This is a genomic window from Tichowtungia aerotolerans, from assembly GCF_009905215.1.
GTDB classification, from domain to species: domain Bacteria; phylum Verrucomicrobiota; class Kiritimatiellia; order Kiritimatiellales; family Tichowtungiaceae; genus Tichowtungia; species Tichowtungia aerotolerans.
This window is the reverse complement of sequence record NZ_CP047593.1, coordinates 690,994-713,610: the sequence shown is the minus strand read 5'-3', so window position 1 is coordinate 713,610 and position 22,617 is coordinate 690,994. Positions and strand designations below refer to the sequence as shown.

At 54.8% G+C, this 22,617-nt stretch carries 26 protein-coding genes and 1 tRNA gene; 23 read left to right on the top strand and 4 right to left on the bottom strand.

Annotated features, from left to right (window positions below):
• Positions 1-48: 48 nt before the first annotated feature.
• The 23 genes from GT409_RS03085 (at position 49) to GT409_RS02980 (ending at position 19,612) form a co-directional block, all read left to right on the top strand.
• Positions 49-339, top strand: coding sequence for a helix-turn-helix transcriptional regulator (locus tag GT409_RS03085; protein ID WP_160626839.1), 291 nt, complete (start codon positions 49-51; stop codon positions 337-339).
• A 240-nt stretch (positions 340-579) separates the two neighbouring features.
• Complete coding sequence (locus GT409_RS03080; RefSeq protein WP_160626837.1) at positions 580-1,038, top strand: ERCC4 domain-containing protein; 459 nt, start codon at positions 580-582, stop codon at positions 1,036-1,038.
• Between the two features lie 101 nt (positions 1,039-1,139).
• On the top strand, positions 1,140-1,403 hold the full coding sequence (locus tag GT409_RS03075; RefSeq protein WP_160626835.1) for a hypothetical protein: 264 nt from the start codon (positions 1,140-1,142) through the stop codon (positions 1,401-1,403).
• A 10-nt stretch (positions 1,404-1,413) separates the two neighbouring features.
• On the top strand, positions 1,414-2,484 hold the full coding sequence (locus tag GT409_RS03070; RefSeq protein ID WP_160626833.1) for a DUF2800 domain-containing protein: 1,071 nt from the start codon (positions 1,414-1,416) through the stop codon (positions 2,482-2,484).
• A 48-nt stretch (positions 2,485-2,532) separates the two neighbouring features.
• Positions 2,533-3,426: a hypothetical protein gene (locus GT409_RS03065; RefSeq protein ID WP_160626831.1), complete on the top strand. Its 894-nt coding sequence runs from the start codon at positions 2,533-2,535 to the stop codon at positions 3,424-3,426.
• Positions 3,427-3,508: 82 nt separating this feature from the next.
• Positions 3,509-5,497 carry a DNA polymerase gene (locus GT409_RS03060; RefSeq protein ID WP_160626829.1) on the top strand — a complete coding sequence of 663 codons (1,989 nt, stop codon included), beginning with the start codon at positions 3,509-3,511 and terminating at the stop codon, positions 5,495-5,497.
• 10 nt (positions 5,498-5,507) lie between these two features.
• Positions 5,508-7,670 (top strand): primase-helicase family protein, encoded by a 2,163-nt coding sequence (locus tag GT409_RS03055; RefSeq protein ID WP_160626827.1) that lies wholly within the window; start codon positions 5,508-5,510, stop codon positions 7,668-7,670.
• Positions 7,671-7,886: 216 nt separating this feature from the next.
• Complete coding sequence (locus GT409_RS03050; RefSeq protein WP_160626825.1) at positions 7,887-8,324, top strand: RNA polymerase sigma factor; 438 nt, start codon at positions 7,887-7,889, stop codon at positions 8,322-8,324.
• A gap of 2,000 nt (positions 8,325-10,324) precedes the next feature.
• Entirely contained in the window at positions 10,325-10,711 is a 387-nt protein-coding gene (locus GT409_RS15835; RefSeq protein WP_233231593.1) for a hypothetical protein, read from the top strand.
• The gene (locus GT409_RS03045) at positions 10,612-11,838 is read left to right on the top strand and encodes a terminase large subunit domain-containing protein (protein ID WP_233231644.1); all 1,227 of its coding nucleotides are present in this window, start codon (positions 10,612-10,614) and stop codon (positions 11,836-11,838) included. The genes GT409_RS15835 and GT409_RS03045 overlap by 100 nt, the downstream gene beginning before the upstream one ends.
• Positions 11,839-11,867: 29 nt before the next feature.
• A complete protein-coding gene (locus GT409_RS03040; RefSeq protein ID WP_160626821.1) occupies positions 11,868-13,016 on the top strand; it encodes a phage portal protein family protein in 1,149 nt (382 codons plus the stop codon).
• A gap of 16 nt (positions 13,017-13,032) precedes the next feature.
• Positions 13,033-14,124, top strand: a complete 1,092-nt coding sequence (locus GT409_RS03035) for a phage protease (RefSeq protein ID WP_160626819.1) — start codon at positions 13,033-13,035, stop codon at positions 14,122-14,124.
• A 52-nt stretch (positions 14,125-14,176) separates the two neighbouring features.
• Entirely contained in the window at positions 14,177-14,599 is a 423-nt protein-coding gene (locus GT409_RS03030; protein WP_160626817.1) for a hypothetical protein, read from the top strand.
• Positions 14,600-14,656: 57 nt separating this feature from the next.
• Positions 14,657-15,598, top strand: a complete 942-nt coding sequence (locus GT409_RS03025) for a hypothetical protein (protein WP_160626815.1) — start codon at positions 14,657-14,659, stop codon at positions 15,596-15,598.
• A 111-nt stretch (positions 15,599-15,709) separates the two neighbouring features.
• The gene (locus tag GT409_RS03020; protein WP_160626812.1) at positions 15,710-16,072 is read left to right on the top strand and encodes a hypothetical protein; all 363 of its coding nucleotides are present in this window, start codon (positions 15,710-15,712) and stop codon (positions 16,070-16,072) included.
• Between the two features lie 12 nt (positions 16,073-16,084).
• The gene (locus tag GT409_RS03015) at positions 16,085-16,384 is read left to right on the top strand and encodes a hypothetical protein (RefSeq protein WP_160626810.1); all 300 of its coding nucleotides are present in this window, start codon (positions 16,085-16,087) and stop codon (positions 16,382-16,384) included.
• On the top strand, positions 16,381-16,920 hold the full coding sequence (locus GT409_RS03010) for a hypothetical protein (protein ID WP_160626808.1): 540 nt from the start codon (positions 16,381-16,383) through the stop codon (positions 16,918-16,920). The genes GT409_RS03015 and GT409_RS03010 overlap by 4 nt, the downstream gene beginning before the upstream one ends.
• Entirely contained in the window at positions 16,905-17,537 is a 633-nt protein-coding gene (locus GT409_RS03005; protein ID WP_160626806.1) for a hypothetical protein, read from the top strand. The genes GT409_RS03010 and GT409_RS03005 overlap by 16 nt, the downstream gene beginning before the upstream one ends.
• Positions 17,524-18,012: a DUF4376 domain-containing protein gene (locus GT409_RS03000; RefSeq protein WP_160626804.1), complete on the top strand. Its 489-nt coding sequence runs from the start codon at positions 17,524-17,526 to the stop codon at positions 18,010-18,012. Before GT409_RS03005 ends, GT409_RS03000 begins: the two co-directional genes overlap by 14 nt.
• 59 nt (positions 18,013-18,071) lie before the next feature.
• Entirely contained in the window at positions 18,072-18,596 is a 525-nt protein-coding gene (locus tag GT409_RS02995; RefSeq protein WP_160626802.1) for a C40 family peptidase, read from the top strand.
• Entirely contained in the window at positions 18,596-18,817 is a 222-nt protein-coding gene (locus GT409_RS02990; protein WP_160626800.1) for a hypothetical protein, read from the top strand. Before GT409_RS02995 ends, GT409_RS02990 begins: the two co-directional genes overlap by 1 nt.
• A gap of 77 nt (positions 18,818-18,894) precedes the next feature.
• On the top strand, positions 18,895-19,242 hold the full coding sequence (locus GT409_RS16105) for a type II toxin-antitoxin system RelE/ParE family toxin (protein WP_160626798.1): 348 nt from the start codon (positions 18,895-18,897) through the stop codon (positions 19,240-19,242).
• Positions 19,243-19,291: 49 nt separating this feature from the next.
• On the top strand, positions 19,292-19,612 hold the full coding sequence (locus GT409_RS02980; RefSeq protein WP_160626796.1) for a helix-turn-helix domain-containing protein: 321 nt from the start codon (positions 19,292-19,294) through the stop codon (positions 19,610-19,612).
• Positions 19,613-19,669: 57 nt separating this feature from the next.
• On the opposite strand, the gene GT409_RS02975 is transcribed toward GT409_RS02980, so the two are convergent.
• From GT409_RS02975 to rpmA, 4 genes are all read right to left on the bottom strand, one after another.
• Positions 19,670-21,022, bottom strand: a complete 1,353-nt coding sequence (locus GT409_RS02975; protein WP_160626794.1) for a tyrosine-type recombinase/integrase — start codon at positions 21,020-21,022, stop codon at positions 19,670-19,672.
• A gap of 155 nt (positions 21,023-21,177) precedes the next feature.
• Positions 21,178-21,254, bottom strand: a tRNA-Val gene (locus GT409_RS02970).
• A 21-nt stretch (positions 21,255-21,275) separates the two neighbouring features.
• Positions 21,276-22,277, bottom strand: coding sequence for a GTPase ObgE (gene obgE, locus GT409_RS02965; protein WP_160626792.1), 1,002 nt, complete (start codon positions 22,275-22,277; stop codon positions 21,276-21,278).
• Positions 22,278-22,353: 76 nt separating this feature from the next.
• Complete coding sequence (gene rpmA, locus GT409_RS02960; RefSeq protein WP_160626790.1) at positions 22,354-22,608, bottom strand: 50S ribosomal protein L27; 255 nt, start codon at positions 22,606-22,608, stop codon at positions 22,354-22,356.
• Positions 22,609-22,617: the final 9 nt, after the last annotated feature.

Below are 22,617 nucleotides of genomic sequence, written 5' to 3'. Positions count from 1 at the left end.
GCTTTTTCATTTGCTGTCACGCTTTCTCCATCAACTGGAGGAAATCAGATGACAGTGACAGACGAACAAATCATTCAGGCGGTCTTCGCTGCCACCGACGAAGCCAAAGAACGGGCCTTACAAATTCTTCGCGGAGAAGAACTCCCCGCAGATAGCAACGAGCCCTTGTTCCTGACAATGGGGGAGGCGTGCGAGCTGATCCCGTGCTCAAGAGCGACGCTCTGGCGCATTATCAAAGCCGGTCGCTTGACCAAGATCGAAATTTACCCCAACGCCTTCCGGTTACGTCGCACTGACGTGCTTGATCTCGCCAGAGGGAAGGCGGTGTCCCGTGGTTGATCCCCGTTTTATCCAGCTTCTCGAAAAAGCCCGTGAAGGCGACTCCGCCGCCATCGCTGATCTTTGGCACGAATTTCAATTCGATTTCTATTCCGGCGACCCGTCCAAAAACTTTGAATCCGCACCGTCTCCTTGTGGCGCAGACACTCCTGTCTGTGATCCTTCATCCGTACCGTCTTCAATTCGCGCCCATTCACGTTCTTTCGCGGTTAAAAACTCTCCTGTCACAGGCGGTGCATCATGCTGATTCGAATCGATACAAGAGAGCAGACTCCGTTGGCGTTCGAACACTGTGCCACCGTGCGCGGAACCATCGGCACGTTCGACTATGCCATCGAAGGCGACCAGGACTTTTTCGCCGTCGAGCGCAAATCGCTGCCCGATCTGATTCAGTCGCTGGCCATCCAGAAGAATTGGATTCGTGAGCTGAAAAAAATCCGCCGCGTCCATGCCGTCGGATTCCCGCGTCTATTCTACGTCGTCGAAGCCTGCCGCGAGGACATCGAGCTCTTCGATTATTCTATTTTTACCCGTGGTCGGGTCGGCGCTACCTTCATTTTTCACCAGCTCAGCGAGCTAGAATACAACTTCGATGTTCACGCCATTTTCTCCGGCGATGCGCTTGGCGCAGCCCGGGACATCCACCGGCTTCTCAAACGCCGCTCCGAAGATCTTAAAGCGCAAGAGGGCGAATCATGAATAAAGCTCATCCAGCCCGCGGCCCACCAACGTAGGACAGTGCTTCCAGCCTGTCTCTCCCAATAACCAATTCCAAATAACCAATAACGAAAGATTCAACTATGGAAACCATTGACAAAAACGAACTGAAAAAAGAGATCACCGACGAGGTCCGCGAGGAACTCACCCGTTCTTCGGGAAAACTGATCACCCGCCGCATTTTGCTGGCGTTGGCAATCATCATTTTTGAGCTACTTCTTTGGGCTGTGGTCACAGCTGCAGTCGTGCAGGACACATCGATTGGAGATGGGCTCTTTGCCTGTTTCTGTGCCTGTTACTTCCGGGGTGCTCAGGCTTGGTTCATCTTTATGTTCAAAGGCGATTGAGGAGTTTTTTATGACAAATCAACTCCACGCAAAGCATGGCCCCAGCTCGCTGAAAAACAAAGAGCTGTGCGCCCATTGGCAAAATCGCCCCGGTTCATCCGAGGCCGCTGATGAGGGAACGATGATGCACGGGGCGGCCGAAACCGGTCGTCTCGATGGACTCAACCCTGAGCAAATCGCCCAGGTGCGTGAGTGCCTGGATGCGGTCGACGAGCTGCAATCGGAAATCCCCGGAGCAATTCGCTACACCGAATTGCAGGTCGATATCTGCGGGCTGACTTTCGGCACTGCCGATGTCGTTATCATCGGCACGAACACCGCAACCGTCATTGATTACAAAATGGGGCGTGTCCCGGTCGATGATGCGGAGGTCAACCTTCAGGGCTGGGCATACGCCCTTGGCGTATTCGACCTGTTTGGTGTCGATTCGGTCAAGGTGGTGTTTCTGCAGCCGCGTTGCGATCTGCGCACAGAACACACCTTCACCCGCTCTGCTGACTATGACCGGATGCGTGATCGCGTCGCTACCGTGATCGAAAAGGCGGAAGACCCGAACAGTCCGTACAGCCCGCATCCTGACAACTGCCAGTACTGCGGAGCCAAAGCCACCTGTCCGGCATTGACAGCCAAGGCAATGATGGTAGCCGAAAAGCTGCCGAACCGGCTGGAACTCCCGGCGGTAATGGATCCGCTCCAGATCGCCGAGCCTGACCAGATGGCGCTGGCTCTTCGCCTGGCACCCGTCCTGATCGAGTGGGCCGATGCCGTCAAAGCCCATGCCTTGGAAATGGTGCGCAGCGGGCAGGAAATTCCCGGCTACGAACTCAAACACCGCAGCGGACGGCGTGTACTGAAGGATCTTGCCGCTGTATGGGAAATAGTTAGCACGGAATTTCCGTTGCCGCTGGAGCAGTTCCTTCCCGCCTGTTCGATCTCGGTCACTTCACTGGAAAAAGCGGTCAAATCCATTCAGGAACGAGGGCAGGGGGCTAAAGCGATTCGGAAGCTCAACCAGCTTCTGACAGCAGAGGGACTCTGCATGACCGACCCCGACATCACCTATCTAGCAAAAGAAAGATAACAGTACGGGCGATCCCCCGTGGTCGCCCTAATTAAAGGAGAAAGAAAAATGACCACAAAAACAACATCGTTCAAAAAAGAAGAAAAAAGTACCGCAGGCGTCTCGCCTGCCTCGTCCGAACCCGCAGAGAAAGTAGGACAGGCTTCCAGCCTGTCTGTCCCCGCAAAGATCCCCTCCGGCGGAGGGGTGCCCGAAGGGCGGGGTGGGTCTCCGACCTCTGACCTCTGTCCTCCGACCTCCGTTGGCTCGCCGGAGCTTCCTGCGAAGGCGGCTGGAGATCTTCCCGGAATTGGTGGCATTGCCGGCGATTACGAGGAATCGGATTTCCGCCTTCCTCGTATCAACATCGTCCAGAGCGTTGGCCCGCTCTCCGAGGATTTCGATCCCGGTGCGGTTGTGCTGAACAAAGACATCATTGTTCTGGCGGCATCGACCGATCCGAAGACCTGGGGCGAGCCGCTCAATGTCACAGTGCTGAACGCCAAAAAGCAGTTCTCGGAAAATCTGCCGTATGATTCAGACGAAACCCCGGAAACAGTGGACACGCTCGATGAAGTTCATGAGCGCGGGGGCTGGATCGATTGGCGTAACGACGAGAAACCGCCGTGGCGCCCGATGCTCACCGCGCTGGTGCTGGTCGAAGCACCGTCGGCTGAATTGGCCGAAGAGTTCTCGATTCAGGGACCGGACGGTAAAGCCTACGAACTGGCTCTTTGGACCATGAAAGGTTCGGCCTACAGCCGGGCAGGGAAGGCGATCAACACCGCCGCCCGGTTCGCACTGCGCAACAAAGAAACCGGACTGCCCGAGCTGCATAAAGGCAAATGGACGCTTCAGGTGCGCCGGGAAAAACTCGGCACCAACCTGGTTTATGTCCCGCGTCTGCGTCAGCACGGAAAGCATGTCGATGAGTTCATCGAATTCATCACGACGCTTCTCTGATTGTAGACGCGACGCCCCTGTCGCGTTCCAGCGCTTCGGGGGCTCTTTCTTTCCTTAGTTCCCTTCTGTGAAAACCGGCTTTATGAACCAAATAACCAATAACCAATCACAAATAACTGTCCCGGCCACTTTGGCCGTGGACTTCGAAACCTACTACGACAAGGACTACTCCCTGAAAAAAATGGATGCGTGGAGCTATGTTCACCATCCGAAATTTGACGCCTATCTCATGTCCGTTTATGGGGTTGTTGATGGTAGGGACGGATCTCCGAGCCGTCCGCCTTCTGACACCTGCCACCCGACACCTGACACTCCTGCACCCGGAACTCTGTTCCGCTGGGTTGGCCACCCCAAAGATTTCCAATCCTGGGAAAAACTAAACGGTGCGTTGCTGCTTGCTCACAACGCAGCCTTCGACTCTCTGGTTTTCAAACGACTTCAGGAACAGAAGATCATTCCGCCGCTTCAACCTGCCGGGTGGCGATGCACCGCCTCGATGGCGGTTTACCTTCAGGCACCCCGAAACCTGAAAGGCGCGTGCAAACAGCTTTTGGGAATCGAGGTGGATAAAACCCAGCGAAGCAACGCGTGCGGTCAGACCACCGGGGATCTGTTCGAAGACAATGCAATGTTAGATTACGCACTCGAAGATGCGCGGCTTTGTTATCTGCTATGGGAAAAATACAATCACCTTTGGCCGGAGGAGGAGCAGGAATTATCGACGCTAACTTTTGAATGGGGACAGGCGGGCATCACTGTCGATTTCCAGACTCTGGAAAAAAGTATCCAGACCTTGGAGAAACAGCGGTTCGATGCGGTTCAGCTTTTGCCGTGGGTGGAAGATTTCACAGAAGATACACCGCTTTCCCGTCGCCAGCTTGCGCTCGAATGTCGAAAAGCAAACATTCCGGCGCCTGCATCATTGGCAATGGATTCCCCGCTTTGTGAACAGTGGGAAAACAAATACGGCGCTGAGTATCCCTGGGTGAATGCGATGCGCATTTTCCGCCGGACCAATATGCTGCTCTCCCGGTTTTACACCATTCGCAACCGCATTAAAGTAGCGCAAGCGTCCCGCTTGCAACCTGCAGACACACCGAACGTAGGACAGGCTTCCAGCCTGTCTATCCCCGCAGAGCAACCCGCACCGTCTCCTAAAGCCCAAAGCCTAAAGCCAATGGTCTTCCCGTATTCCCTCAAATACTTCGGTGCGGTACCGGGTCGTTGGTCCGGTGATGCCGGATTCAATGTGCAGAACATGCCGAGAGGTGAAATGTTCGGTGCCAATTTACGGAAGTGTTTCCAACCCTCGGATGGATGTGTGTTTGTCATTGCCGACCTGTCTCAGATCGAACCCAGGATTTTGGCATGGCTGATTGATGACCATGATTTCTTGTCTCTCGTTCGGAACGGTGTGGATATTTACGAAGCCCATGCGCGGGCAACGATGGGATACAGTGATCCCGAGCCTCTGAAAGAAAAAGATCCTGCCATGCGATCACTGGCAAAGGCGCGAGTGCTGGGATTGGGATACGGATGCGGCCCGAAAAAATTTGTTACAGTCGCCAAAAATCTGGGTGGTATTGAACTCTCCTTCGCCGATGCCAAACAAACCGTTGCCGACTTCCGATCCAAGAATCCGAAAATTTCCCGACTCTGGAAACGGTTGGATCGCGACTTCAAACGCAGTGCCGGCGGGGACTACGCAATCGAGCTGCCGTCTGGACGACACCTTCAATATTTCGATGTTCGGAAAACTCCCCGTGGATACTTCGCCGCCAAAACAGTACGAGGCGGACGGGATCGCAGTCTCTACGGCGGACTGCTCTGCGAAAATCTTGTCCAGGCCACCGCCCGGGATCTGTTCGCACAACACCTTTTGCAGATACACCGTTCAGACATTGGACGAATTGTTTTTCACGTTCACGACGAAGTGATCGTCGAAGTTCCCAAAGCGCAGGCAGAGGAAGCAAAACAACAAATCCTCGAAATCATGCGCACCACACCGGACTGGCTCTCCGGATGTCCCGTCGATGCCGAAGCCGGAATTTTTACCCACTACACCAAATAAGGAGACCATCATGTTTTTATCCATCAAAAATCTCTCGTGTTGTCATGCAACCGAGTGCGAGCCGTGGAATATCTCTACCCATGCGCTTCAGAAAACCCAATGGAACAAACCCGATGTGGAGCACTGTTTTTACTCCGGTCTCGAAGGTCTGATTGCCGCATCCCGCATTGATTCCAAAAACAATCCGGCGGTCTTTCTGCACTGGCTGGTTGCCGATTATGACGGCGACATAAATCAAAACATGCGCGATACGGTTTTGGAACGGTGTGGGGATTTCAAACCCCAGTACATCTGCCGTACCTTTTCCGGGGGAGCGCGACTGTTGTGGAAACTGGAACAACCTTTCCCGCTGCATAAAAATGATCTGACGGCGAAGCTGCTCAAGCACGTTAAGAAAAAACTCAAGCTCTCAAAAATCCTGGTCGGTCTCGATGCGGAAGCCTTTTCTGATCCCTGTAAATATTACGAGGCGGGTACGCAGTGGCAGCATTTATCTGATGATGTGATCCCGGCACCTCTGATGATGCAGTGGGCGATTGAATCAACCCATAACTACGCATGGAAAAAAATCGGTCCGGTGATCCCCATCGAGCTGATCGCGGACGAAGTGCAAAAACAATATCCCGGTGTCTGGCAGGGTGAATTTGAAATTGGTGTGCGTGGTGTCCGCTTCTGGGATTCGTCTGCCGACAATGCAACAGCGGCGGTGGTGCGCGAGTCCGGCATGCAGTGTTTTACCGGCGGGCAGGCGTTTATCCCCTGGGCGGCGATTCTGGGTCATCAGTTTGTCCGGCAGTTTGAATCTGATCGTATCGGCGGGGCCGTGTCCGAAGTATTCTTCGACGGGCGCGATTATTGGACAAAACTCTCCAACGACCAGTGGCAGGCATACAACAAATCAGACATCGCTTTGCACCTGAAGGTCGAGCGCGGTTTGACCTCTACGGTTCCCCGTGGTGCGGCATTCAGTGCAGTGGATCAGGCGATTCACCGGATACAAAAACAGCAGTACATCGCCTGTGCGGCCCCCTTGGTACATCGTCCGAAAGGTATCGTTCACGTCAACGGTCTGCGTGTTTTGAACACCTCGACCGCTTCTGTCATGCAGCCTGCAGAAGGTGGAGCAGACACTCCTGTCTGCTCATCTGCATCCGCACAGTCTTCCGATCCCTGTCCCCTGACTCCTGACACCTGTCCGGGGTTTCTTTGGCTTGCGTCTTATTTCTCAACGCTTTTCGACCCCGCCGAACAGTTGGAATACTTCCTTGCCTGGTTGCGCCGGTGGTACTCTTCGGCTCTCGACGGGAAAATGCTTCCCGGTCAGGCGTCGTTCTTTGCCGGTGTTCCGAACTCTGGAAAAACACTTCTGTCCTCAGTAATTCTCTCCCGTATTTTCGGAGGCCATATTGATGCTTCGTCGTTTTTGTCCGGTGAGGACGGTTTTAACTCCCACCTATTCCAGTCCGCAGTCTGGGCGGTCGACGATGTCGTTCCATTGACCGATAACAAATCCCATATGAAATTTTCCGCCCTGATCAAAAAGATGGCGGCCAACCGTACTTTCTCGGTCCGCGAGAAATATCGCGTGGACAAGTTGATCGAATGGAATGGCAGAGTGGTGGTGACCTGCAACACCGACCCGGAGTCGATTCGTATTCTGCCCGACGTGGATTTGTCGAACCGCGACAAAATCAATCTCTTCCGTGTGGCGGAGCGGGATACCTTTACCTTTCCCAACGATGTTGCGGAAATCATTCATGCGGAGTTGCCGTTTTTCCTGCGCTGGCTTCTCGACTGGTCACCGCCTGATCACGTCCTGGGTGATTCCCGGTACGGTGTTCAAACGTACTGTGAGGCTTCCCTGTTCGAGGCGGCACGTCATTCATCCAGTGCCTATTCATTCCTTGAGGTTTTGCTGAAGTTTTTCGAGGGGCAGGTTTCCGATGTCTGGACGGGATCCGCCACCGAGCTGCTTTCCGCCATGCTTAACGATCAGGACGGTCTTGCCGGTATCGCGGCCAAGTACACAACACGTCAGGTCGGTCGCGAATTGTCTAAGCTCGCATCCCAAGGCTACCCCCTTGAGCAGACGCGTACCGGCACTAAGCGTTCTTGGATCATCAATATCAAAAAACTGTCTGAAGGAGACACCAATGAACACGCCCCTTTTTGACATTCTGACGTATGACATCACGTTGAAAAAAGCCTGTGAAGCTTTCCTCAGACTCTCACACCCTGCACGGCGGGCGCTTTTTCCTATATCTATATTATTTATATATAGATGTCATAATATGTCATTACGACATTTCCCCTTCCTGCAGGGCGCTTTCTCGGTGTCGTTGGTTTTTGCCGTTTTGTCACTTGTCACCCTCTACGCCGGAGTCTGTTTATGAACTGTCATTCCTGTCCCCATTCCGAAGCCATCCTGCGCGGTGATTATGATTCCACCCCTTGGGATGCGTTGCCTTGTTCTACCTGTAAGCTCCGTGAGAATACATTCTACTCGGTTCCCTACGATGACGAGCACCTTCCGGAAGCTGCCGCGCCTGCTTTGGGTAACTCCGAACAGTTAACTGATAACCCGATGTTGCCGGCGGCAACACTCGCCCAGTTTGTGCAGGGCTTTCTTTCCCTTCCTCCTGAGCAGCGCGATGTGATTTCTTTGCGTTACCAGGGTTTGCAGTACAAGGAGATTGCCGAGCGTCAGGGTGTTACGGTTTCGTGTGTAGAGAAGCGTCATCGCCTTGCCATGAGGGATTGGCCGGTATTGAAATCGTTGTTTCCGTATAAAGTTGCCCGTCAGAAGGTTCGTCGTCCTCACCGCTAGGGCAGAAATCCTGCCAGTGAATACACTGTCATGCTTTCTGCTGTACGGAGACCAACCAAGCGCCCTTTGCCCTCGGCCTTCCACCTGGATTCCATTCGTACCTCATTCCATCCAGAGTGAAAGAGCCGTTGTCAAAGTTCGCTTCGTTGGTCTCCGCCTCAGTCGGGCCTTTGGAACCGTTCGGCAGACTGAAACAAAGAATGGTTCCGGTTCCTGTTCGGAACCCCCATTCTTTCTTTCAGACTGCCTTCCGGTTGGCCCTCCCTCGGATCGCGTCCGCTCAGATTGTCGGGTGGCGGAACAAGCGCCACCTTGAAGTCCGTCAAGCGCTGTCCCGTTCTGCAGCCCACCGTCCCCAGACCCTCAGCCTGCTCATTCGTACCTCATTTCGCAGACACCGGGGCAGGGGACTCCTGGTCTGACAGTCCGGGCCATCGCTTCACGGACTTCCCCCTCAGTCGGCCTTCAAAACCGTCCACAAACTGAACCTTCTGTCGTGCCTCCTTTCGGTTCAGATTGTTCCCGGTTGGCCTCCCTCGGATCGCTCCGCTCATTTTGTCGGCCGGCGGAACAGGCGCCGGGGACGCTCGGAAAGCCCCAGACCCACATAAGTTGTTTTTATGCGTCCGCGGAATACCGCACGTGTCGGCCAGCTCGTACCTCGCCTAGAGGCCGAAACATCGCATAAAAACCACTTATGTTTGTTTGGTGGCGGTGGATCAAACACCGCTTTCCTCGCTCCAACCCGGCACGGCTCGTTCCTCACACGTGCCTTCCCTCTGCGCAGTCACTCAAAGGGGGCAGGCCCCCAGCTCACGGAGTCGGCAAATTGGAGTCTCCAGGCAGAAGCCCGGCGAGTCGATCCTGCAAAACACCACCCAAGGGCAGGGGACACGCTGTTGCACAATCCGTCTCAAATTTCCCGCCTCCGGCCCCGTGCCTTCCCCCTCGGCCTTCGGCCTCACCCCCTTCCACCCAAAGCTGTCATGCTTTGTGCTGGCTCCTTCGTCGCTGCACAAAACCTGCCAGCCCCTTGGTTAGTCAAGTCAAGTGGGTGGGAGGGGCTCACTCCAGCGAGGGCCAGCCGCCCAGCGGAGCCTGCATTCCGGTTCTGCCCAACGCAAGGCGGAGCACAACCTGTCCGTTCGGCAGCGCGAAGCGATCCGGCGACCTGCAGGCAACACTATGGCGGCCGGCCCCCGCTTCCGTTCACCCCGGGGAATCCGTCGGCGGGCAACATCCCACCCGAAGATGCCCGCCCATTGTCGCCGCCGCCGGAAACTCGCCGCTACGCGGCACGCCTCTTGGCTCGCGGGCTCGCCCGGCTTCCCTGCCGGGAGCAAGGTGTTGTCCATTAGAAAACCCAGAACACCTCACCGCGAAAAGCGCCGGGCAGAAACCGCAAGCCCACACACGCGCAAGCCCCGGCGCAACCGCGCTCCGCACGGCTTTCCAAACCTTGGAAAAAATCCTTCCAAGGTCTGGAAAAACGGCCTGCAATTTTTCCAATGCTCGGAAAAAGCAGCCGCAAAAATTCCAGTCCTCGGAAAAGCGGACTCCCATTTCTTCCAGACCTCGGAAAAAAGTCTTCGAATTTTTCCAGAGCCCGGAAAACGAGGTGCCGTTTTTTCCAACGCTCGGAAAATTGTTGGGTGCAGGCTCAGCCTGCTTCCAACCTTCGGATGAAAAAATTCCAGCCCTCGGAATCCGCCCGCGCCTGCTGGCCGGGGAGGGGCCACGCGCTGCGGGGTGTCATCGAAGATGGATCGATTGACTGGAACGCTGGAGTCATTTCCGTTTCAGAATGTTTCAAGCACTGATGCCTATTGCCTGAAACCTGATCCCTGATTCTGGTTTCCCCCCCCCCGGAGGGTCCCCCCTTCCAGGCGCGTCGCGTGCGCTCCGCGCCCCTGCAAATTATTGCCCTTAGCAATGTTCTGAAACGTTCTGAAACACAATGCCCGCCCGGTTGATTTGTCCTCTTTAGATAAGGAGATTTTATGCCTTTCAAACCCGGACAATCAGGAAATCCCGCAGGCGGGAAAAAAGGACCGCGCAGCGGTCGCATGCTCGCTCTCGCAGAGCTTGACTCCATGCTCAAAGACGCGGGCGTAATGGAAACGCTTCGAGACGGACTTCAGAAAGCGCTTGAGCGCGACCCCGTTTGGTTCTTCCGCCGCATCATCATGCCGCTGCTTCCCAAAGAGGCAACGCTCTCACTTGAAAACAACGGAGAGTTCAAATGGAAACTCCTATCCGATACTGCCCCCATCGAGGACAGTCCCGAATACATAGCTCAAAAGCACGCTTCCGAGTTGTCTGTACCGGACGGCGATTCGGAAAAACCCTCTGCCTTGCCCGAGAAGTTGCCGAGCGCGGAGTCTTAGAGCCCGGAGACTACGGATGGATTGCGCCGACCTACAACGTGGCTGATCGGGGACGCGAGGCATTTCAGGAAGCCTTTGATCCGGAGTTTCTCCGATTCAGTGGACGGACTCCGTCGCGGCTGGAATTCACCAGTCCGAACGGAACCAGCCGGGTTTGGTTTCTATCCGCCGACAACCCTGAAAATATTCGCGGTTACGGCTTCAAGGGCATTGTTGTCGATGAAGCGGCGGTGATCCCGCCCGATGTTTGGACATACATTTTGCGACCGACCATTGCCCAGACGCTTGGCTGGGCTGTGTTCATTTCAACCCCGAAAGGCCGCAACTGGTTCTACGATTTGTTCACACGCGGCGAAGATCCGCATGAGCCGGATTATGAATCCTTCCGGTTCCCCAGTATCGACAATCCGTTTTTTCCTGTCTCGGAATGGGAGGATGCCAAACGGACACTGCCCGCCGATGTTTTCCAGCAGGAATACGATGCGCAGTTCCTCGAAGATAGTGCCGGGGTCTTCCGCAACGTCTCGTCCTGTTTGTTTCCTCAGAGGTCTTTAGCCCGCGAAGACCGCGCGGGGGCGGTGGTGATCGGATGCGATGTGGCCAAGCACACCGACTTTACCGTGCTCGTTGCCATGAACCAGCGGACGGGTCGCTGTTTTGATATGGAACGCTTCAATCAGCTCGACTGGCCGATCCAGAAAGACCGCATCCTTGAGTTCGCCCGCAAGTGGCGCGGGCGCATCATTCTGGACGCCACCGGCGCCGGCGATCCGATCTATGACGATCTGGCGCGGCGATATTCCAACATCGAACCGTTCAAATTTACCGCCCAGTCCAAAGTGGAGCTGGTCCAGCGGCTCATCGTCGCCGTCGAACAACAGCGGGTGAGCTGGCCGGAAGAATGGCAGGTGCTCACCAACGAGATGCAGCGCTATGAATACGAGATTTCCGCCCGCGGTCGCCTCAGCTACAACGCCCCGGCAGGATTCCACGATGACTGTGTCATGGCCCTCGCACTCGCCAACCACCGCCGTTGGGAAACCGAATCCGTCGGGCCGATGCTGCCGCTCTTGCCGAAAGGGCGCTTCTCTCCCTTTGCGAAACGTCCCCGCATTCTGCCCGGTTGATTTTGCCTCTTTAAGTGAGGAATTTTTCAATGCGCTACATTTGCTCAACCAAAGACCACGGTTACCGAGACTCCACCAACCCGCTGCGCGGGCTGAATATGCAGCGGCTGGTTGCCCTGCAGGAGTCCGGCGAGCGCGGGGAGTTTGCCGATCTCCAGTGGTTCTATTACTACATGGAACGCTCTGATGCCATGATCCACTCTGTTATCCAGCGGCGACGGGCTGCGCTTCTTTCCCTTGACTGGGATGTGCGCGTCGTTTCACAGGAACAGGATAATCCGCTGGCAAACGAGCAGGCTGATTTCCTGCGTATGGTCTACGACAACATCGACAACTTTCGAGAAGCCGTCTCATTTCTGTTCACCGGATTCTTCCGGGGCTTCGCTCACCTTGAAAAGCATTGGAGCTCCGGCGGACTGATCGAACGCTTAGAGCCGGTTGAACAATGGTTCTGGGTGCGCGACGGATTATTCGGCGATTGGGAATACAATGCTGGAGCTGTTTCAGGCCATCGGCGCGGCGAATCCATCAAACCTGAAAACTTTGTTCTCCTTGAGGCTCCGGCGCTCGACCGCATTCTTAGTATTCTCTATCTGCGCAAAAACCTATCCCAGACGGATTGGGATTCCTTCCTCTCGGTCTATGGCATTCCGTCCATCTTTCTGGTCGGCCCGCCCAACGCCGACGAAGCCAAGCAGAAAGAATATCAGGCGGTTGCCGAGCAGATCCTTTCCAACGGACGCGGTTTCCTTCCGCACGACAGCGATATTAAGTTTGTGACCGGCGGGGGAGAGAAGCCGCCGTTTCAGGAACAGATCAAATATCTCGACGAGCAAATCACCATTGCCGCCACCGGCGGACTGCTGACCATGCTTGCCCAGCCCGGCAGCGGAACGCTCGCCGGCAGTGCGCATCAGGACAGCTTTCTCCAGATTGCCAAGTCGGACGCCGTCACCCTGGCGGGGGTCTTGCAGAATGCGATTGATGTCCCGTTGCTCACCGAATTTTTTCCCGGTCAGCCGCCGCTTGCTTACTTTGAATTTTCACCCGGCCTCAACCATGCCACCAGTCAGGTGGTGCAGGATGCCATTGATCTCAAGACCGCCGGTATGCAGATCGACCCCGCCGAACTCTCCGAAAAGACCGGCTACACACTCACTGAAAAACAATCCGGTTGATTCAGCCTCTTTATATATGAACCTTATCCTAAATCGTAATTTTGAACTTCCTGAGGACGGATGGTATCAGCTCGCCCCGCTGGGCGAGTTTCCCCATGCCGCTGCCGGGGTCACCCAGATCATTGATGAGGCGGCTTGCAACCGCATGGTCACCGCGTTTGAAACCATCAAAAACGCTTCTGAGAATTTTCCCGGTCTATTGATCGACTTCGATCATTTCTCTCTTGATGCCGCCAAGCATTCCGAAGCCGCAGGCTGGATCACCGATCTCAAGTTCGTTCCCCAATCGGCAATCGAAAATCGTCAATCGGAAATGTACGGCGGCCTCTACGCAAACATCAGGTGGTCTGATGTTGGGGAGGCAGCCGTGGTCGGTGGCCGCTACCGTTTTCTGTCACCGGTCTGGGCGAAATCTGACTGCGAAAACCTTGGAAACGACCGCCTGCGCCCGGTTCGCCTGTTGAATGCCGCAGTCACCAATGATCCCAATTTAAAGGGGATTTTGCCCCTTTCAAATCGAAATCCGGCACCTCCGGTTGATTCAGCCTCTTTAGGTAGGGGCAATCCTCGTGGATGCCCTCCCAACCAAAAGGAGAAAACCATGCAACCTGTCATTGATGCTTTGCTCAACAAACTGAATCTGCCGGCCGATACAGCCGAGGCGGATCTGATCGCGGCCATTGAAAACATGGCAACGGCAGACGAAGCCGCCGCGCTGACCAACCGGGCGGAAACCGCCGAAAGCTCGCTCGCCGACCTTCAGACCGCCCAACTCGAAGCGGACGCCGATGCTTTCTGCGAAGCCAACGCCGAGCTGATCGAAAACCGCGATGAAGTACGCGCCCAGTTTATTGAAAACCGCGAACTAACCGAGGCGGTATTCAAAAACCTAAAAACCCCGGTAACTCCCGACCCTAAACCTCAAACTCCCAACCCCAAACCTTTGCATAACCGCGATTCGAAGGTCGCGGCAACCCGTAACCGTGATGCCGCCGCCAACGAATCCAACGCCGTAAAAATCCGCAATCGCGCTGCCGAAATCATGAAGACGGAAAGCGTTGCTTACACCGAAGCCTTCCGCCGCGCCGAACAGGAGCTCGCTGAGTAAGGGCTGCCTTCATGGCTGCCCCAAATTTCAAATCAACCAACGGAGAAATAAAATGAGTCAATCAAATGTAAAATTCGGTCCCGTCCCGTTCAACTGCGGCGAAGACCTCACTGCCGCCAATGACCACCTGGCGGTTCTCAGCCACGATACTGGAACCCCGCAGATGACTCTGCCGGATTCCCTGACCGCGCTGACGCTCTATCTCGTGCTCGAAGGAGCCGCCGCCGGTGAAGCCGGCTACTTCCTCCCGGTGACTGCTGCCGCCAATGTCCGGCTCCCGCTCATCGGAACCTGCAACCCGGGCGACACGCTCGTGCTGGCTGATCCGGCAGTCGAAGGGCAGCCCGGCAAAGTGATCGTTCTGCCGGAAGATGCTGGAACTTATCGCGCCGTTGCCATCGCTGAAGAAGCGGGTATCGACACCCAGCTCGTGCTCGCTCGTCCCGCCAACCTCGGAACCATCACTGTCACCTAACCATAAACCTAACGCCTAGTGCCTAATGCCTGAATTCGACTGAAAGGAGAATTAAAAATGTCCCGTCTCTCTACCATCAGCTCCAGCCCGATGCTCCGCCAATTCGCGCAGGGTGCCGCCCAGAGCGCCATCATGCCCGTGGCGGATTTCATCGCCCCGACCATCGAAGTTCCGACCTCGACCGGTCGCTTTAAAAAGTACACCGAAAAACACCGCTTCCACATTCCGAAGACCCTTCGGACGCTGGGAGGCCGCGCGTCCGAACTGCGTTTTGAAGTGTCCGACCAAACCTTCAACTGCGAACCGCACGCCCTCGATTATCCGGTGGATAATCTTGAGCAGCTCGAAGCAGAAGGATTGGAAAACATGCTCCGTGAAGGGGCGGTCGCCGTGGCCGAAGTCGCCGCGCTCGCTCACGAAAAAACGGTGATCGATCTCGCGGTTGACTCCGTCGGCCCCGGTACCGATGCCACTTGGAACGATGCTGCCGACCCGGTTGCTGACATTGATGATTCCATCCTCGATGTCATCAAGGCCTGCAAATACGGCTCGCTCATGAACATTGGTGTTCTGTTCGGTGCTTCCGCATGGAACGTGTTCAAAAACCAGGCCAAGGTCCGCGGACGTTTTGTTGTCGGCTCCGGTGCCCGCAGCGGTGTCGGTCTTGCCGTGCCGACCCAGTCCAACGCCGGGGAACTGTTCATTGGTTCGCCCGAAGTGCGCACCAGCTACATGGTGTTCGACGATGCGCCCGAAGGCGTCGACGAGGATGTCAAATTTCTGCTCGATTCCGCCGTACTCGTCTTTGCCCGCAAAGCCCAGCCGACTCGCCGTGACCCGTCCTTTATGAAGACCTTCCGTCTCATGAACCGCTTCATGGTTCCCGGCTCCTATCAGCGCGACGATGGCCGCGTCGAAGTTGCAAAATTCGACTGGTCCGAAGACGTTCAGGTCTCCAACTCTTCCGCCGCGAAACGCATCAACGTCTCCGCCAGCTAAAAGGGTACGGGCAGTCCTTGTGGTTGCCCGGCCTCCCTAACACCTAAAACCTAACGCCTAACACCTCTTCTTATGTGGAAAGAACTCACAGTCTCATACATCGAATCGATCATGAACCCGACGGTTTATGCATCGTATCAGGCGTGGCTCACGGACAACCCTGAAAAAGCCGGACGGCTGGCGGACATCATTGAGATGACCGCAATTGAATATCGCAGCGCGATGGAGGCTAACACATTGCCGGTTCCTGATACGTCGGTGCCGGCAGTCCATGAATCATGCGTCCGTCACGCGCAGACCACCATCCTCTTTGAACTGAAAAAGGAAATCGGCCTCACACTCACCGAGGCGGAAAATGCCGCCGTGATTCGCGCCGACGTATTCCTGCGTGCCGTTTGGATGGGTTCCATTCCGATTACCATCTCGCCCCAGCCGTCACCGTCCTACGCCCCGCTTGCCGACTTGCCCGAATAATGGAGTCAATCAATGAACAGTCTTCACTCATTGGAAAACGGCACGGTCTCCATCACCAACAACCAGACGCACAGCTCCTGGGTTCCGGTCGCCGTTCTGTTCCGCTTTGAGGCTGCGGTCACAGGAACCGTAACCATTACCCGTGAAACCGGCGGCACGAGCTTTCAGCTTGCCACAGTCGACCTGTCCGGCAATCAGTCCGCAACCTGGATCCCCGAAGCGGCCTATCAGTTCAATTTAAACGACGTGCTGACCATCACCTCGACTGCCACCAACGGCACCGTTGAAATTATCCGAAAGGCTGCCCAATGACAAATGCCTGGATTATAGACGGTCAAAAGACTGACTCTGCGTCTGGCGGAGGAAGCGAGCTGCTTGTTGAGTTGAAACTGCAAAGCAACGGCGGCTCTCCGTTTCTTTTTGGGACGCACCATCATAACAAAATCGGATGCGGCCAGTTCACGCCGACAGAGGTTTCTGACCCCGAAAACTGTTGGACATCAGATGCATTTAACGCTCCGAGTGACGGCGTGTACGAGTTCGTTGTCGAGGGGGCGGATCTAAAACAATTGGTGACAACCGTGATGGTTTCGAATGATCCTTTCGGTTTCGGCGTACTGATTAACGATACCTTTATCTATTATTCGACAACGCCCGGGCCCGGTGTTTCCGGTGATGGCCGATCCTCGCAGTTTCGCATTCAGCTTGAATTGACGGCAGGCGATACGTGCAAGCTGATCTCTCTTACCAACTGGATTCCTTTCCATAACCTGCATCCTTCCTATACGGATGTTCATGCGGGGCCGGCAAACAGCAAAATCAGGATCTACAAATGCGCGCTGTCTTAAACCAGAGGGACAGGGGGGCGGAGAAAGATTTTCTTTCCCGCCTTTGCGTCATCGGTTCGTTCCCGCGCTCCGGCTCGCATTGGACGCGCCGGATGCTCGGAGAAATCATTTCCCTGCGCTCCGGAATCCCCGCCACATTCGGCAATCCTCTGAATATATTGGCCGGATTTACCCAAACGGTGAATAGAGGCAACTGGAAGGAACATAAAGAGCCGATCATCTGGGCGGCACACGATTTGCGAATTGCGCCCACCCATTGGAAAATTTACCTGCGACGGGATTTTGAAGAGGTGTTCCGCTCTACCCAAAAAGCCGAAACAGAGCTGCCCGATTGCTGGTGGGGTGGCAGTCGCGATGAATGCTTCAAAAAATGGAAGCACCACACTGAGGTCGGCTGTTCGCGCGCAAAGCTCGTCGTCGATTACAACATGACCCGTGCCAATCCCGAAACGACGGTTCGCGCAATTTGTGAGGTTCTGGAAATGAATCCGACCGATGAAGAGGTCGCCCGCGCCCTGTGCGCAGGCCGCCGCGAAAACATGCTGAAGGAACAGACCGGGTCGGAACATTTAACCTGGTCGATGGTGAACACGGAGGATGCTTATGAAAATTGTTGAAACAGGAATTGGTAAGTGGAAAAAGGGCAATCAGTTTTACAAACTCGCGCCCTCTGCCGGACAAACATTGGCGGAGATGCGGGCTGAAGCCGAGGCCGCAGGATACGCGCTGGTTACGCCGACTGCGCTGGGAAAGGCGGCCATGCTCAAAAAATGTGAGATCGCATCCGCCCGTTATGATGCTGAATTCGGCGGCTTCACCGATCCGAATAGCGGCCTGTTTGTCCGCACCGACGAGCGTACACGCTCTTTGCTGACCGCCGCTAAGCTTCGCGCTCAGGCCAACGCTGCATACCTCGTGGAAAATTGGAAGACCGCAGACGGATCATTCATCACGCTCGATGCCCCGACCATCATCGCGCTTGAATTCGCCGTGCATGACTTCATTGAAGCGCAGTTCGCCAAAGAAGCTGCTCTTGTCGCCCAGATCGACTCCGCCACCACCATTGAGGAGGTCAACGCCACCGAATGGTAGGGCGGGCGCGCCGCTTCTCCCCCAATAACCAATCAAAAATAACCAATAACGAAAATTCGATGAGAGTTCTCCAATACGAAGGTATCAGCCGACTCAGCCAGACCGTCCGGTTCTTCACATGGAACCGCACGTCGCATACTGCCGTCGAATTTGACGATGGCCGCGTCTGCGAAGCCTGGAAGAGCCGGGAAGAAGACGGAGTACGTATTGTCAGCTCACTCCATTCGCAGCATACCCCCGGCACCATTGTAAAAGCCTACACACTGCCGGAGCTGACGGCCATGCAGGCCGAAGACTACACTCTTTGGCTTATCGGTGAGCTGGGCAAACCCTATGCCCTCTGGGGCGGCATCACCCGCTTTGTCACCCGCCGCGACCCGCAAGTCTACGACCCGCAGAACTTCAAAATCGGCGATTACAACCCCGACGCATGGTTTTGCAGTTGCCTCGCCTTTGCCGGTCTGATGCAGGTTGATTTTAAACTGCTCGACCGCATTCCTCCGTGGCGTGTCTCTCCCGGCATCATCAACTTTTCGCCCCGTCTTAAACTCGATGAAATTTTGTGCACGAAAGGAGCCGCCTGATGAAATCCTGTGAAGAACTGCCCGACGGCTGCCAGCAGCGTTTTGATCGTATCGACGAAAAACTCGATGATATCCACACCCACGCTGTCAAAACCAATGGCCGCGTCACCAAACTCGAAAAGTGGAATCTCGTGTTTCTCACCAGCCTGATCGTCCTGCTTTCCACCAATCCGACCGGCCTCATCAGTGTCCTGAAAACCATCACGTCTTGGATTCGCTGAATTTGGACAGTAAGTCATGTCTTACGTTTTCGTAATGTAATCTTGCGGCTGGGTAAGTTTTACCTTACTATTGGGCCATGGTAAGAGAGTTTATATTCTATGAGACTGGCTCAGGAAACAGGCCGGTTGAAAAATTTCTTGATTCTCTGGACAGCGATGTCCGCGAGGAAATTATCGCGACGATGGAATACATTGAGGAAACCGAGCAGGTTGCTAAACATCTGTTTTGCAAGATGCCGGGGACTAGAAATCTATGGGAAGTGCGGGTTCGGTATAAGAAGAACATCTATCGGGTCTTTTGCTTCTTTGACGGGTCGAGGATCGTTGTCGCGGCTCATGGAATTCATAAGAAATCGCAGAAGCCGCCAAAGCAGGACATTGATACCGCGCATAAGCGGCAAAAGGATTATTACCGTCGCCGGTAGATGACGGACTGATTAGAATTGAGAACGAGAGAATAGACGAGGGAATCAAATGAAAACGCTGAGACAGTATAAAGAGGATCTTTGTAGGGAAGATCCGGAATTGGCCAAACGGGTTGAAGAGCGGGTTGAACAGCTGAAAATCAGCGAGGCTCTTCGGGCGGCACGAAAAGCCGCCGGAATGACTCAGGAGCAGGTTGCCCAAAATATGCATGTCAACAGGGCCTATGTTTCGCAACTGGAAGGGAAGCCCCAAAATATTACCATTGCGACACTGGTAAAATATGCCGGGGCCATTGGAGGGGATATTTCCCTTCAGATTTCTCAGACACACAAACCCGGCCGCAGGAAAAGAAAGCTAGTCCACGCGTAGTGGAAAAATGAAACGGGGCTCCTGCCCGGAACCCCGCTTGGAATATTTGTCTTTGAATCATGCGGCTAATTCTTTCTCTATCTCTGCCAGTCGTCTGAGGATTGCGTCCTTTTCCAGATCCTCACCGAATTCGAGCAGTCCGCGTATTTTCTTGAGCAGCTCCTGGTTGCTGTCGTCTGACTTTTGATCTTCGGCTTCTGTCTCCGGGGCTTCTTCGCCCCCGCCGGTCAGCATCTTCGGCATGGCGGTTTCGAGCGCGGTTTTGAAGGCCTCCTTGCCGGGCCGGAAGTAGTGCTTTAATACCACGTCAACCGTTGAATGTCCGGTGACGCGCCGAACCAATTCCATCGGGACTCCGGCAGAGAGCGCCATTGTAATCCAGGTGGTGCGCAGGGAGTGGAAATCTTTTACGCTCGCTTTCATGCGGGTGTCTTCTCGCTCAACTACTGTATCGGTGATTCCGGCATTTTTGAGAGCCTTCTTAAAACGCCACGACAACCCATGTATGTTCGTGCGATACATTTCCTCGGCTTCGGGAAAAACGAACTCGCTGACGCGGGGCAGGTGCTCCAATTCTGAACGGAGAGCCGGGAATAACGGGATTTCGGCTACTTCTCCGGTTTTTGAGGTTTTCACGGTTACGAAGCCGCCTTCCATGTCGACCGACTCCCATTTCAGCCGGCAGCAGTCACCGCGCCGCATCGCTGTGCACATAGCTGTTAGCACCACCGGACGCAGGATCGGGTCGCAATGGTTCAGGATCTGGTTTAGTTCCTCCTGAGTGAACGGCTGACGATGAACCGTGTTCAAAGCCCGGTACGGAATGCCCGCAAACGGATTGGCGATTACGCCCGCTTCTGGCCCGAGCTGTTCAAAAATTCCCCGGAGCAGGGAGAGCTTCACGTTGTAACTGGTGGCAGACATTCCTTTGTCGTTGATGTCTTTCATCCAGCCCAGCGCCATTCGGCGGGTAATCTGCGACATCAGCGTCGCTGCCGGGAAATTTGCCTCGATAAACTCTCGGAACTGACGGATGCTCGCTTTTTGTCGTTTTGTCTGCTGAGTTGCTCGTTTCCGTTTGGACGGAATCACTTCCCAGTGCGCTTCCAGTTCTTTCAGTGGGATCAGGGCAATGTCCTCTCCAGCCTTGATTTCATACAGTTCCTGCAAATGATGTTTTGCGGTCTTTGTGTTGCGGGCTTCTGACTGCAGTTCTTTTAGTTTTGCCCCTGCCAGTGTGCGGGAGCATTCAAACGCCGTATCGCCTTGTTTGCGCAGCGTCTTCGGAATTCGGCCCTTGATTTCCACACCGAGGTTTATGCAGTGGTTTCTTCCGTCCATCTCGAACCGTCCATACCACCAGTTGGATTTCAGTGAACCATCTTTCTTTTTCTGGATTTCCAATCCCATTTTCTGCCTCCTGTAATTTTGAGTTCATCTGAAACGCCCTTATACAAAGAGGGCGAATCAACCGGCCAAACCCGTAGTTTCCGACGTAGTCGGGCCGGACAGGGCAGAAATAAAAACAGCACCTTTTGCAAAGTGCTGTTAATCAAGGTTTTAGATGGTGGGCGATACAGAACTCGAATCTGTGACCTCCTGCGTGTGAAGCAAGCGCTCTAACCAACTGAGCTAAACGCCCTCAAAACGAAGACCGATCTTTTTACTTCCCGAAGAAGTGATCGTAAAGAATTTCTTTGATTTTTTCGCAGCCTTCGCCAAGACCGGCGGAGATGCAGAGAGGATCGAGGCCGGTTTCTTTTTTGAATTCGGCAAGGTTTTCTTCGGCAACGTCCTCGTCTGTTTTATTGGCGAGGACAAGGAAGGGGCGGTCGGCCAGTTCCGGATTGTAGGTTTCAAGTTCTTTGCGCAGGTTGCGGTAGTCATCTGCCGGATTTCGGTTGTCTTCTGCAGCCATGTCGATGACGAAGATGAGGAAGCGGGACCGCTCAATGTGGCGCAGGAAGTAGTGACCGAGGCCGACGCCTTCAGCGGCTCCGTCGATGAGTCCGGGGATGTCGGCGATGCGGATGCGGGTGTAGTTTTCGAACACCAGCGTGCCGAGAATCGGGTTGATGGTGGTAAATGGATAGGAGGCTACTTTAGGGGTGGCGTCGGTGAGTGCGGTGAGCAGGGTGGATTTTCCGGCGTTAGGATAGCCGACCAGTCCGACGTCCGCCATCAGCTTGAGTTCAAGGCGATAGGCGCGTTCTTCTCCAGGGGTTCCTTCTTTGCATTGATCGGGAGCCTGGTTGATGGAGGATTTAAAGCGCAGGTTGCCGAGTCCGCCGTACCCCCCTTTGGCGATGACTATTTCCTGGCCTTCTTCAATGATTTCGTCAATGAATTCTTCGGTATCAGGATCTTTAATGACGGTTCCAAGCGGTACGCTGAGGATCGTGTTTTTTCCCCGACGACCGTGTCGGTTGTTACCGGCGCCGTTGCCTCCGTGCTCAGCACGCTGATGGGGCTGGTAATGCAGGTAATTCAATGAATCGGTGTTCGGGTCACCTTTGAGGATAATACTTCCCCCATGGCCGCCGTCGCCGCCGTCCGGCCCGCCGCGCGGAGTACGTTTGTCGCGGTGGAATGCCACCACGCCGTTGCCGCCGTTGCCGGCCTTGGCGTAGATTTTTACACGATCTTTGAATGAGATTGGTTTCACGGTGTGTCCTGATACAAAAACAGGCGAGCTTCAAGAGCCCGCCTGATTCCTGTTTTTCCAAGCGTTGGAAAAAGATTTATGCAGTCTGCATTTCGCGGATGTTTACGCGGCGGCCCTGCTTGTCGAATTCAACGACGCCGTCTTTGAGCGCGAAGAGGGTGAAGTCTTTACCCTGTCCGCAGTTCTGTCCGGCAACGAATTTGTTGCCGACCTGACGTACGATGATGCTGCCTGCGGTAACGGTCTGTCCGCCGAAGCGTTTGACTCCGCGGCGTTGAGCATTACTGTCGCGGCCGTTGCGAGATGATCCTTGTCCCTTTTTATGTGCCATTGTTCAGCT

Excerpts from the sequence above, each read along its gene's own strand:
- GT409_RS03015 (WP_160626810.1), top strand. The coding sequence starts at position 16,085 with ATGAACAGTCTTCACTCATTGGAAAACGGCACGGTCTCCATCACCAAC.
- GT409_RS02995 (WP_160626802.1), top strand. The coding sequence starts at position 18,072 with ATGAGAGTTCTCCAATACGAAGGTATCAGCCGACTCAGCCAGACCGTC.
- GT409_RS16105 (WP_160626798.1), top strand. The coding sequence starts at position 18,895 with ATGGTAAGAGAGTTTATATTCTATGAGACTGGCTCAGGAAACAGGCCG.
- GT409_RS03065 (WP_160626831.1), top strand. The coding sequence starts at position 2,533 with ATGACCACAAAAACAACATCGTTCAAAAAAGAAGAAAAAAGTACCGCA.
- rpmA (WP_160626790.1), bottom strand. The coding sequence starts at position 22,608 with ATGGCACATAAAAAGGGACAAGGATCATCTCGCAACGGCCGCGACAGT.
- GT409_RS03060 (WP_160626829.1), top strand. The coding sequence starts at position 3,509 with ATGAACCAAATAACCAATAACCAATCACAAATAACTGTCCCGGCCACT.
- GT409_RS03050 (WP_160626825.1), top strand. The coding sequence starts at position 7,887 with ATGAACTGTCATTCCTGTCCCCATTCCGAAGCCATCCTGCGCGGTGAT.
- GT409_RS03005 (WP_160626806.1), top strand. The coding sequence starts at position 16,905 with ATGCGCGCTGTCTTAAACCAGAGGGACAGGGGGGCGGAGAAAGATTTT.
- GT409_RS02975 (WP_160626794.1), bottom strand. The coding sequence starts at position 21,022 with ATGGGATTGGAAATCCAGAAAAAGAAAGATGGTTCACTGAAATCCAAC.
- GT409_RS03070 (WP_160626833.1), top strand. The coding sequence starts at position 1,414 with ATGACAAATCAACTCCACGCAAAGCATGGCCCCAGCTCGCTGAAAAAC.
- GT409_RS03080 (WP_160626837.1), top strand. The coding sequence starts at position 580 with ATGCTGATTCGAATCGATACAAGAGAGCAGACTCCGTTGGCGTTCGAA.
- GT409_RS03040 (WP_160626821.1), top strand. The coding sequence starts at position 11,868 with ATGCGCTACATTTGCTCAACCAAAGACCACGGTTACCGAGACTCCACC.
- GT409_RS03025 (WP_160626815.1), top strand. The coding sequence starts at position 14,657 with ATGTCCCGTCTCTCTACCATCAGCTCCAGCCCGATGCTCCGCCAATTC.
- GT409_RS03085 (WP_160626839.1), top strand. The coding sequence starts at position 49 with ATGACAGTGACAGACGAACAAATCATTCAGGCGGTCTTCGCTGCCACC.
- GT409_RS03030 (WP_160626817.1), top strand. The coding sequence starts at position 14,177 with ATGAGTCAATCAAATGTAAAATTCGGTCCCGTCCCGTTCAACTGCGGC.
- GT409_RS03035 (WP_160626819.1), top strand. The coding sequence starts at position 13,033 with ATGAACCTTATCCTAAATCGTAATTTTGAACTTCCTGAGGACGGATGG.
- GT409_RS15835 (WP_233231593.1), top strand. The coding sequence starts at position 10,325 with ATGCCTTTCAAACCCGGACAATCAGGAAATCCCGCAGGCGGGAAAAAA.
- GT409_RS03000 (WP_160626804.1), top strand. The coding sequence starts at position 17,524 with ATGAAAATTGTTGAAACAGGAATTGGTAAGTGGAAAAAGGGCAATCAG.
- GT409_RS02980 (WP_160626796.1), top strand. The coding sequence starts at position 19,292 with ATGAAAACGCTGAGACAGTATAAAGAGGATCTTTGTAGGGAAGATCCG.
- GT409_RS03055 (WP_160626827.1), top strand. The coding sequence starts at position 5,508 with ATGTTTTTATCCATCAAAAATCTCTCGTGTTGTCATGCAACCGAGTGC.
- GT409_RS03010 (WP_160626808.1), top strand. The coding sequence starts at position 16,381 with ATGACAAATGCCTGGATTATAGACGGTCAAAAGACTGACTCTGCGTCT.
- GT409_RS03075 (WP_160626835.1), top strand. The coding sequence starts at position 1,140 with ATGGAAACCATTGACAAAAACGAACTGAAAAAAGAGATCACCGACGAG.
- GT409_RS02990 (WP_160626800.1), top strand. The coding sequence starts at position 18,596 with ATGAAATCCTGTGAAGAACTGCCCGACGGCTGCCAGCAGCGTTTTGAT.
- GT409_RS03020 (WP_160626812.1), top strand. The coding sequence starts at position 15,710 with ATGAACCCGACGGTTTATGCATCGTATCAGGCGTGGCTCACGGACAAC.